Raw genomic sequence first — 11673 nt, forward strand, 5'->3', positions numbered from 1 at the left:
AAAGGGCTTTTATGGGTAAAACGATTGCCGAAAAGATTTTTGATGCTCACCTTGTGGATGAGCCGTTTAAAGGGACACATGTACTGTCACTTGATGTGGTCATGTGCCATGAGATTACAACTCCTGTGGCCATAGCCGATCTTAAGTGGCGTAAAAAGGACCGCATTTTCGATCCCACCAAAATAAAGGCGGTGATCGATCACGTTACCCCGTCCAAAGACTCAAAAAGTGCTACTCAGGCCAAAATTATCCGTGAATGGGCTCAGCAGCACGGTATTAAGGACTTTTTCGATGTGGGAGCAAATGGTGTGTGCCATGCGCTGTTTCCGGAAAAAGGCTTTATACGCCCCGGTTACACCGTAATAATGGGTGATAGCCATACCTGCACTCATGGAGCGTTTGGGGCTTTTGCAGCCGGTGTTGGCACTACCGATCTTGAAGTAGGGATACTTAAAGGAGTATGCGCATTCAGACCACCCAAAAGTATAAAGGTAGAGATCAGTGGCGAAATGCAAAAAGGGGTATTTGCCAAGGATGTGATTCTTGAAGTAATACGCACTCTCACGGTTAATGGTGCCACCGACCACGTCATAGAGTTTTGCGGTTCACTGGTTGAAACAATGAACATGGAAGAGCGCATGACTCTCTGCAACATGGCTATTGAAGCCGGCGGTACATCGGGTCAGTGTATGCCCGACAGAGTAACCGCTGAATACCTGTGGCCCTTTATAACTTCGGACTATAATAATGATTTTGAAGCTGCGGTTGAAGACTTCAAAAAGTGGCATTCCGATCCTGATGCACAGTATGCAAAAACGTTAACCATTGATGTTACCGATCTTAAACCGGTGGCAACTGTAGGTTTCAAGCCCGACCAGGTAAAAGCACTGGCAGATCTTGAAGATACCACAATCGATCAGGTTTACATCGGTAGCTGCACTAACGGAAGAATATCGGATCTGCGCATAGCAGCAGAAGTGACCAAAGGTAAAAAACTTGCCCCGGGAGTACGAGGAATAGTCAGCCCTGCCACCCCCGAAATTTATCGTCAGGCAATGAAAGAAGGTCTTCTGGATATATTTATGGATGCAGGATACTGCATCGCCAACCCTACCTGTGGTGCATGCTTAGGTATGTCAACAGGTGTTTTGGCTGAAGGCGAAGTGTGTGTGTCTACTACTAACCGTAACTTTAACGGACGCATGGGTAAAGGTGGAATGGTTCATCTTGCAAGTCCTGCCAGTGCAGCGGCAAGCGGAATAACCGGCCATCTGACAGATCCTGTTCAATACATGGGATAGTTGTAGCCGATTTCGCTGTACTCTTTTTTACCAGAAGCTTTAATCAAAAGCCCAAAAGAAAGGCATAGATATGAAACAATTTGGCGGACCAGTTCTTTTTCTCGATAGATCGGACATCAATACAGATGAAATTATTCCTGCAAAGTACCTTACAGAGGTAAAGAAGGAAGCACTTGCCCCCTACCTTTTGGAAGACCTTAACCTTGAGGGGTTCGATCCTGCAGGTGAGTGGCGGGGAAAGGCACGTGTGGTTTTAACCCGCGACAACTTTGGTTGCGGCTCTTCCCGGGAGCACGCACCATGGGCACTTGAAGTCAATGATATTACCTGTGTAATAGCTTCAAGCTATGCCCGCATTTTCAGACAAAATATGTTCAATGGTGGAATGCTCGCCATCGAACTCCCCGCAGAAAAAGTTGAAGAGATCTTTGCTCTTAAAGACAAGGGTGAAGTTATCTGTGATGTGGATGTTGAGGGTAAGAAACTTACTTTCTCATTTAAGGATGGCAAAAAAGAGATCGATTTCTCACTCTCTCAGTTTGATGAAGCACTGGTGAAATCTGGTGGATGGGTAGAGTTCGCTGATAACAAATATTAAAAGCTACACATTTTAACGGTGTCAGGTATCTTTCCTGCACCGTTTTTTATTCAATGATTGTTTGATTATGATCTAAAACTCTGATTTACGCGAAAACAGAAGCATTCCCCTTGGCTTACTTCGCGACCCGGTGAAAATCTCCTCCAAACCCCTACCCTCCCCACCTGAACGAACCTCTATTTACAGAGCCTTCAGGTATCGGAAGAGTTACTGCGCAATGTAAAATAGAAGGTAGCCCCCTGCGCCTTTTTCCCCTCTGCCCAAACATCACCCCCATGACGACTTACCACTCTTTTTACAATAGACAGACCTATTCCGGTTCCTCCAAACTCCCTCTGAGCGTGTACGCGAGTGAACGGTTCAAATATTCTTTTCGAGAATTGACCCTCAAAACCAGCACCATTATCCCTTATATAGTATACTTTAGCATCATTTTCTGTCGTGCCAAACTCTATTCTGGAAAGTTCTTTTTTCGCTGTAAATTTCCAGGCATTACGAAGCAGATTTTCCAGTGCCACATAGAGTAACCGGGGATCTGCCTGAACCCAGACATTTTTTTCTATAAGGAATTCGGTTTTTCGCTCCTGATCTAAGCTCCTTAATTCCTCGAGAATAGCAGTCACTATTTCGCTAACATTAAGCTTTTCAATTCGCAATTCCTGTCTGCCTATGCGTGATAAGTTAAGCATATCACTAATCAGAAGCTGCATCTTTTTTACGCTTTCTTCTATTCTATGAAGCAGATCCCTCCCCTCTTCATCAAGAACCTCCGCATAATCTTCCATTAGAATAGCTGAAAAGCTGCCTATAACACTCAAAGGGTTACGAAGGTCATGAGAAACAGAATAGGAGAATGACTCGAGGTCATTGTTTGCTGCTGCAAGTTCGTGCGTTCGCCGCTGAATCTGATCCTCATATTTCTTTCGCTCCGAAATATCATTAAACAGCAAAGCCACCTTTCCTTCATCAGGCCTGCCCACCCGAAACGCCTCTACTTCAAACCATCGCCCCATTGCCTTTGATCCCTGAATAAACCTCTGCCTTTCCCCGGTTTGTGCAACCTTTCCATAAACTTTCGGCCATACCTTTTCCAGGTGTGGCACCATATCACGAGCCCGTTTACCCGCCGCATTTACCAACCCCGTATGACGTTCAAAAGCCGGGTTGGTTTCCAGAAAGATATAATCGACCCCTTCGCCCCGTTCATCAAAGACCATCTTAAGTATACAAAACCCTTCATCTATTGTAGTGAAAAGGGTTTTATACCGCTCCTCTTTTACACGGATCTCCTCAGCAGCCCTTTTTCTCTCTGTAAGGTCGAGCATAGAGCCAATCATTCTGTATGCTCTGCCATCCTTATCTCTGGCAATATACCCCCTGTCCAGATACAAACGATACGGCCCACCAAACGGGCCAAAGCCATATTCACTTGTCCAAAACCTCTCCCCTTCGGCTATGACTTTACGTATACTACCAACTACCCGTTCTCTGTTCTGTGGATCTATGTGGTCATACCAACTTTTAGCCGTTGGAGCCATCTCGTTTCGCTTTTTCCCCAGGGCTTCTTCAACCCGCTCATTCCAGTAAAAATAATCGGTGATCAAATCCCAGTCCCAGATGATATCATTGGTTGCAAGATTTACCAGTTGATACCGCTCCTTTATCTCCCTGAGATCACGTTCCGCTCTCTTTCGCTCCCTGATATCAACACCCACTCCCACATACCTACCGTCCGGAAGCGCGATATTTGCCCAGGAAGACTCTATTACCTCCCCGTCCTTTGACACCATAGCATAATCACTGAATTCAGGCTTTGGTGAGCACATTATTTTCTGCACCCGTTTTCTGTATTCCGGATCGGGATAGATAAGCTCAAACAGATCGCTCTTACGCACCTGCTGTTGTGTCCATCCGGTAATCCGCTCAAAGGTCTTATTCACCGTAAACTGCTTCGCTGAAGGATCATACACCGTTATCATCACGGGGATACTATCGATAAGGGTTTGCAGAAAGAATCTCTGACGATCATACTCCTTCATAAGTCTTTTCTGACCGGTTTGGTCATGCCACACTCCCACGGCTCCAACTATATCACCGGCACTGTTTTTTATTGCCGCACTATTTACCGACAAATACTTTTGCTTTCCATTGGTTTTAAACACCAGTTCGTAATCGGTATAACTTTGTCCCGTTGTTACCGATTTTACCAGTGGAAGCTCCTGGCCGCCTGAAAGATGTCCTCCGTCAGGCCAGGTGATATTAAAAGCCTCAAGCCTTCCCGCATCACTGGTATCTACTATTTGTTCGACCGGGACATTCAATAGCTCCCCCATCTTTTTGCTTGCTCTCTTTACCACCCTTTGAGAATCAATTACCATTATCCCATCGGGGATAAACTCAAGCACCGCTTTAAGTATAGACGCATTCTCTTCAGCCTCTTTACGCTCCCGCTTTAAAGCCGTAATATCGTTTCCATCGATAATGATCTCTATCACCCGCCCTGAGCAGTCCCGAAGAGCCCTTGAGTTCCAGGTAATCGAAAGTCGGCTGCCATCTTTTCGCACCCCTTCACTCTCGTAAGCATAATACTTCTCGGGCTCATGAAACATCTGCTCACAAACCTTACTGTTATCCCTTCCGTTTGAGTCGATGGTTGGAATGATCGTTCCCACAAACGGCTTTCCGACCACCTCTTCACGACTGTAACCAAAAAGGGTTTCGCTGAAATTATTGAAGTAGGTGATACAGCCTGAACGATCGAACGAAATTATTATACTGTGAATCTCTTCAACAAACTTTCTGAACAAAAGCTCCGATTGCCGCGGCTCTTGGGGTTCTTTGGTCACATCCCTCATAGAAAGCATTAGATACTGTTTTGAAGCGCCACCCTTTTTCATGATCTGCGCATTTACCCCTATTACCCTCTCACCTATCATTGGAAAGTGATGCCTTATTCTCAGGTCCTTAAGAGCTAGCTGTTCTTTTACCATCAGCCGAAGGTTTTTAACCAAATCAGGGGTGCACCATTGTCCCAACCCTATATCAAACAGACTTTTTTCCTCAACAGCCGCTCTTGAAAGCTTAAAGGTGGTTAAAAAGGAGGTATTGGCTATCTGTACCTGAAAATTTTCGTCAAGGATCAACAAAGGTTCCCAGAGCGCATCAATACTACCTCTATCAAAATAAAGACTTTCTATTCTGCCCGGATCTGCCAAGCTATCCTCCCGAGAAATGATACAGTGCTTTTAAATAACAAAACGAGGTGAAGTCAACGGACAGACCCCACCCATGAGTTTAGTAAGCAACAGACAGGCCAGAGCGATTCATGAACAAAGAGTAGAGGGGTTTAGTGAGTCGTGGTATCAATGAATCAGTTTGCGTTTTAGTCGCCCGATTCCAAAATACCCTGCGATAAAAGTAAATAAAATTATAAAGGCGATATCCCATATAATTACAGGTTCGTAGTTTGCAAAATTAAGATTGCGCGCCAGGCGTACCGCATGGGTAAGAGGAAGCAGCTCGGCAAAATACTGAACCACCCGTGGCAGGTTTTCCAGCGGGAAGATGACCCCGGAGAAGAAAAACATCGGTGATAGCACACCGGTAAAATAGAAGTTAAAGTGATTGATATTAGAAACAAATGAGGTGATAAGCAAGGATGTGGATGCAAAGAGTACACCGGTTAAGAAACCAACCACAGGAGTAAACAGGACCCCGGGATATGGCATAAGCCCAAAAACCGACAGCACTAAAATCACCGCAAGAGAGAAGAAAAAACCCTTGGTACCGGCCCACAAAACCTCTCCCAGCAAAAGGTCACAAACGGAAAGGGGTGCTGCAAGCATTCCATCATAAACCTTTTCAAACTCATACCTGATAAACGTTCCATAGGAACATTCAAACGCTGCGGTGTACATCGCAGTTGTTAATGGAAGACCGGTTGCCAGAAAAATAAGATAGGGCAAGCCGCTCATCTCTGTTACATACCGGTCCAATCCTATGCCTAACCCCACGAGAAAAATAAGTGGTTCTAAAAACGGGGGCAGACCGTTACTGATAATATTTTTGGTGTAAACCCTGAAATGACGGTACCACACGCTCAGTATGCGGATAGCCAGTGATGGGTAAAGTCGGTTATTACTGCTGGGCATTAAGAGAACTCCCTGTGGCTTTTAAAAAGAGATCTTCAAGGTTTGACTGACGTAAATGATAACCACCTAACGTAAGCTTTTTAGAGAGATCACGCAGTGGTTCATAGCTTTTACTGTAAATACGAATTACATCGGCAGAACTATCTACCCTACAGCAAAGAGCGGATACTTCATCAGTTATCACCGCAAACAGCTCCTTTGAGTAAACTTCCATGACGTAGGGTTCGATATTCTCGCCAACAAGCATCTGGGGATTACCTTCCATAACGCTTTGGCCCTTATTCATGATCACCACATTATCACAAATCTGAAACGCCTCTTCCATATAGTGGGTGGTAAGAAGGATAGTCATTCCCTGACGTTTAAGAAGGCGAAGTTTATCCCAGATAAGGTGTCGTACCTGCGGATCAAGGCCGGTAGTTGGCTCATCGAGTATCAGAAGTTTTGGGTTGTTGAGCAAAGCCCGCGCAATGATCAACCTGCGCTTCATTCCACCCGAAAGCTGTTTAATTCTGGCCTTATGTTTATTCCCAAGCTCCATAAAGGCAAGCAGCTCATCGATTCTGCTCTGCGCGGTTTTGACAGGCACATTATAGAAACGGGCGAAGACCTTCAGGTTCTGCTCCACGTTAAGCTCTTCATCGAGGTTATTCTCCTGGGGAACAACACCGGAAATAAACTTTATGGCCAGAGAATCGCTCTGAGGATCATGACCAAAAACGGATAGTGTACTGCCTTTATCGCCGGTTCGGGTCGCAACCCCGTAGATCATCTTCATCATTGTGGTCTTCCCTGCACCATTTGGACCCAACAACCCAAAACAGGTAGACTCTTTAACCGAAAAGCTCAGTCCCGAAACCGCGGTATGAGCTCCGTACTTTTTCCAGATATTGTCTGCTCTAATAACATAAGTGTTGGTATTCATCTGCTCTCCAGGGAAAAGTGTATCAAAAATAGTGCAAGGCAACGAGGGATGGGAAATAAAATAGCCCGTTGATTGATCGAAATAGCCTAATCCCTGCACATAGGGCCACATTAGTATAGCACCAACCTCTATTCTCACTGCCTGCCACCTCATTTCACTTACATGCATGAATACATAACGATGCTATCGATGCTAAAGACTATACCAATCTACACCTGTAATCACCGATAACCTACTTCCGATCTGATGCGTAGTTACAGGTTATACCCTGAGAACAGTACTGTCACGTTTTTAAAACAGCTCTGTTTGCAATTAGTTGTATACAGTTATCAATGTTTCAAATTGGTGTTTTCTTTGTGTCGATAATAAGTTTTCAGAGATGCAACGTGCTGTTCGCAACTGGTATTTTTCAGTGTGCATGGTGCACAACGTGCGTTTTCAGGTAAAAACGTATGTATTTGTATTGATAGCGAACTAGCCCCACAGGCCAAACACGACCCCAATCAGCCTCTCTTGAGCCTACACACAACAGATAGAACACCAAAAGCAGGCATCGGTAAACCATTGTACGCAAGTTTTGTGAGTATATTCAGGTTTTTTGAGGATGTTTAACCAAATTTGGGGCTTTTAAGGCATAGGAAGATCGTTTCGCCCAAAAGGATAGGGCGAACTGAATAGCTGGCGGGGGTTTTAGGGGCCGACAGGAGTTACTACGCGGTTGTGCGCGGCGTTAGACCTTTTGGCTCAATGATAATTCTTTTTTTAGCGCTTCTGACCACAGTAACAGTCTTTTTCTCATTCATCACCTTTTTTGGGGTTGATACCGAAGCGTTATCGGTGCTTTGAGTTGTGGTTGTAGCGGGTGTTTTAACCGTTTTTTCAGTAGCAGCGCTTTTCTTTTTATTATAACGGTACTTATTTCTGCGGTATTGACTGCTATACTGTTTTATATGGGTGCTGTTTTTCTTAAAGAGGTAAGTGACATATTCACGCGCCTGGGCCATAAGTTCTTTCATGAGTGTAAATGCTTTGTTTCGAATCACCCGCATCTGACAAGGCCTCTCAGCCGAATAGGCGCTGGCATAGAGATGGCTTAGTTTATCGCCAAACGTTTTACATTTTTCAATCACTTTCATATCGAAATTCATCTTTTTTAGATGGTGCTGATATTTTTTCCCCAGCTCAGAGAGAAAGTGAAGATTAAGAATCATGATTTCCTGTTTAGGTCTTCGGGGAAAGGGTTTTAATTTCTCCATGGCATCATCATCTTCTCTGCAGGCAAACTTAAGGGCATCAAGCACCTGGTCTCTAAGGTCATATCCCTCATCGCGATGTTTTTTCCAAATCTTTACCGCTTCAAGCTGATCACCAAGAATCGCCGTCAGCTTCGCTTCTGCCACAGAAAAAGTTCCCGCTGCTTCTTCAATGCGATCGGTAATGGTGGTATCGTAGCCAATGCTTTTTAGCTTTTCCTCATCCTGGCGTAACAGTAAAACAGTCACCCTTGCTTCATGGGCCGATACATCAACCGGCATATCGGGACGTCGTAGCTTTTTAAACCTGGTGTTTAAAAGAACGGGGGAAAGTTTGTGGTATGATTCGTAATCATCTGCCATGGGTGCCTCCGGATTGGTTTAAGTAGACTGACGGGTTTAATGTAAACTACTATTTTAGCAATGAACAGTGGAAATTTTTTTGCGGTAAATGCATAGCATTGCGTTTTTTTTAGCCGGCAACTGAAAAGTATAGTACGTTTGGAAGGAGTACTGTGCCGCCCGGAAGCGACATATCCGGGCGACAGGATGGTCGGAAAAGTCATCAGAAAAAAAAGTTGCTCAGGTACTTTTTATCGCTGATTTTTTAGGAAATTTATATCCGAATGGATATTAATTTTTTTTAAATCTTTCTGAATGTGACTACATTGGTTTCTCCCTCATAGGAAACCCTTATTACAAGGGTAGAGCTTGTTAACTCAACGATCGTTATACTTTCTCCATCAACAATCAAATTGTTTCCTGATACAGTGTAACTATAGGTTTCTGTATTTCGCACTCTATCCCATATATTTACGGTTAACATTCCACTACCATCAAAATTAAATGTTAGTGTTGCATCTCCCTCTTCATAAGTATATTCTTCGGCATACCCATCCACATCAGTGTACACATCTTTCACTGCTTCCCAAGTACCTTCTAGGTGTGCAAGATTAACATCACCACCGTTGCCGTCTGATGAGAAGGGGTTTGAGCAGCCACTGAGAATAAAGAGTGCTACAAAAAGGGTACTGAATAGTGCTTTTTTTCTGATCATGAGATACTCCATTTATCGTATGATGTTAATGACAATAAAAGAATAGTAACTGAGTGCAATAAAATAGGTAGCAAAGCTAAACAAAACAACAAAATTCTTACAAAAGAGGCGTGGATACAGACAGATAGTAGAAGTAGGAAAGGGGTGTGAAAAATGGGCAAGAGCCGCCCGGAAGCGGCATATCCGGGCGACAGGGTGGTCGGAAAAGTCATCAGAAAAATTAGGAAATTAATATCCGAATGGATATCTACTTGTTTTAAATCTTTCTGAATGTGGTTAGAGCGGTTATTCCCTCATTGGTTTCACTTAACACAAGGGTAGAGCTGGTTAACTCAACGATCGTTTGACTACCTCCATCAACAATCAGGTTATTTCCTGAAACAGTGTAACTATAGGTTTCTGTAAATTGCTCTCCATCAACAATGTCTATTCCTACTACGGTCACATTTCCACTATCAAACGTTATTGAAATATCTCCCGGCTCCAATTCCATTTCAAAACCACCGCCATCAAACTCCACCTCGATTCCTTCCCAAGTACCTTCAAGCAGTGTAAGATCAAAGTCACTTGTCTCTCCTGCGTCTCCTGCGTCTCCTGCGTCTCCTGTCTCTCCTGTCTCTCCTGTCTCTCCTGTCTCTCCTGTCTCTCCTGTCTCTCCTGTCTCTCCTGTCTCTCCTGCGTCTCCTGCGCCTCCTTTTTTCCTGAGACGTAAAATTTCATCAAAAGCAACTAAATCAAACGATAGAATTAGCACTAAAACATCACCGTCAAATTCATAATCGTAAACTTCCCCATCCAGATCCAGTACACCACTTGCGGCACTCCAATTGCCCGAATAGCTGAAACCCCACTCTATTTCGTCAAAAGTTCCGTCTGCATATAGTGTTAACTCCCAGTCACCTTCATCAGCTGGGTAAAAGGTAGGAGTTCCACCTGTGGATATGCCTTGCTCAAAAAGCTCCCATTCTCCAACTAACTCCGGGTCACCACCTGTGCCACCGGGACCAGCAGGGCCACCGTTACCACCATTGTCTACTTCACCAACTTTCTCCATTATATAAACAGATAGTGCAACCCCTTCCATGCCCACTACCACAATTAACTGATCTCCATCAAGCTCATACTCTGCGTAGGGAATTTCGACACCGGCTTGTGACAGGCTCATTGTTCCGTTACTGTACGTTCCACTTGTACCATCACTGAGTTCAAACTCACCGTTACTGAAAAATTCAAATGTTAATCCTGAAACAGTGGTTTCAGTTAAATCATCATAGGATGTACCGATTAGCGTTTCTACCGCTTCCCATTCACCTACAATATCGGTTACTGTATCTCCGTTGTCTCCGGGACCACCGTTGTCACCGGTATCGCCTCCACCGACTTTTTCCATCAGATAAACTTGTAGTGCAACCCCTTCCTCACCCATTATCACTATCAGCTGATCACCGTCAAGCTCATACTCTCCGAGTTTCGTGCCAAGTACATTCATTGTTCCGTTACTGTACGTTCCACTTACGTTACCTTCACTGAATTCAAAATCTCCGTTACTGAAAAACTCGATTCCTACTCCTGAAACAGCGACATCAGTTAAATCAGACAGGGAGGTACCGGTTTGCATTTCTACCGCTTCCCATTCACCTACAATATCGGTTATTGTATCGCCGTTGTCTCCGGGACCACCGTTGTCACCGGTATCACCGTTGTCTCCGGTATCGCCACCACCGACTTTTTCCATCACATACACGGTTAGCGATATTCCATCCTGACCGACTGTCACAATCAACTGATCGCCATCAAGCTCATACTCTGCGTAGTGAATCTCAACACCGGCTTGTGACATATTCATTGTTCCGTTACTGTACGTTCCACTTGTACCATCACTGAATTCAAACTCACCGTTACTGAAAAACTCAAATGTATTACCTACAGCAAGGTTATCTGTTAAGTCATCATAGGATGTACCGATTTGCATTTCTACCGCTTCCCATTCACCAACCAGTGCGTCATCACCGCTGCCGTCTGATGAGGAGGGGTTTGAGCAGCCACTGAGAATGAAGAGTGCTACAAAAAGGGTGCTGAATAGTGCTTTTTTTACAATCATGAGGTATTCCGCCTTTCGGATGGTGTTAATGAAAGTAAAAGTATGTTAACTGATTGCAATAAAATAGGTGGTAAAGCTAAACAAAACAACAAAAATGTTAAAAAAGAGTAGTGGTTACAGACAGATAGTAGAAGTAGGAAAGAAGTGTGAAAAATGGAACAAGAGTCGCTCGGAAACGACATATCCGGGCGACAGAGTGGTCGGAGAAGTCATCAGCAAAAAAGTGTTCAGGTACTTCTAATCGCTGATTCTTTAGAAAATTTATATCCGAATGGATATAAATTTGT

At 44.2% G+C, this 11673-nt stretch carries 9 protein-coding genes; 2 read left to right on the plus strand and 7 right to left on the minus strand.

What is annotated here, in order from left to right; all coding sequences use genetic code 11:
- Positions 1-11 precede the first annotated feature (11 nt).
- Both QA601_16855 and QA601_16860 read left to right on the plus strand, forming a co-directional pair.
- Positions 12-1301 (plus strand): 3-isopropylmalate dehydratase large subunit, encoded by a 1290-nt coding sequence (locus tag QA601_16855; GenBank protein ID MDG5816769.1) that lies wholly within the window; start codon positions 12-14, stop codon positions 1299-1301.
- 70 nt (positions 1302-1371) lie between these two features.
- Positions 1372-1899: a hypothetical protein gene (locus QA601_16860; protein ID MDG5816770.1), complete on the plus strand. Its 528-nt coding sequence runs from the start codon at positions 1372-1374 to the stop codon at positions 1897-1899.
- A 191-nt stretch (positions 1900-2090) separates the two neighbouring features.
- Here QA601_16860 and QA601_16865 read toward each other — a convergent pair whose 3' ends face one another.
- The 7 genes from QA601_16865 to QA601_16895 form a co-directional block, all read right to left on the minus strand.
- Entirely contained in the window at positions 2091-5114 is a 3024-nt protein-coding gene (locus QA601_16865) for a PAS domain S-box protein (GenBank protein ID MDG5816771.1), read from the minus strand.
- Between the two features lie 147 nt (positions 5115-5261).
- Entirely contained in the window at positions 5262-6050 is a 789-nt protein-coding gene (locus tag QA601_16870; GenBank protein ID MDG5816772.1) for an ABC transporter permease, read from the minus strand.
- Positions 6037-7113, minus strand: coding sequence for an ABC transporter ATP-binding protein (locus tag QA601_16875; protein MDG5816773.1), 1077 nt, complete (start codon positions 7111-7113; stop codon positions 6037-6039). Before QA601_16875 ends, QA601_16870 begins: the two co-directional genes overlap by 14 nt.
- 572 nt (positions 7114-7685) lie before the next feature.
- Positions 7686-8591 (minus strand): hypothetical protein, encoded by a 906-nt coding sequence (locus QA601_16880; GenBank protein MDG5816774.1) that lies wholly within the window; start codon positions 8589-8591, stop codon positions 7686-7688.
- A gap of 280 nt (positions 8592-8871) precedes the next feature.
- Positions 8872-9285, minus strand: coding sequence for a lipocalin family protein (locus QA601_16885; GenBank protein MDG5816775.1), 414 nt, complete (start codon positions 9283-9285; stop codon positions 8872-8874).
- A gap of 256 nt (positions 9286-9541) precedes the next feature.
- On the minus strand, positions 9542-11386 hold the full coding sequence (locus QA601_16890; protein ID MDG5816776.1) for a lipocalin family protein: 1845 nt from the start codon (positions 11384-11386) through the stop codon (positions 9542-9544).
- Positions 11387-11483: 97 nt separating this feature from the next.
- Positions 11484-11673 (minus strand): hypothetical protein (locus tag QA601_16895; GenBank protein MDG5816777.1); only part of this gene is annotated, 190 nt, incomplete at its 5' end.

The sequence above is a fragment of the Chitinispirillales bacterium ANBcel5 genome, assembly GCA_029688955.1.
Classification (GTDB): domain Bacteria; phylum Fibrobacterota; class Chitinivibrionia; order Chitinivibrionales; family Chitinispirillaceae; genus Cellulosispirillum; species Cellulosispirillum alkaliphilum.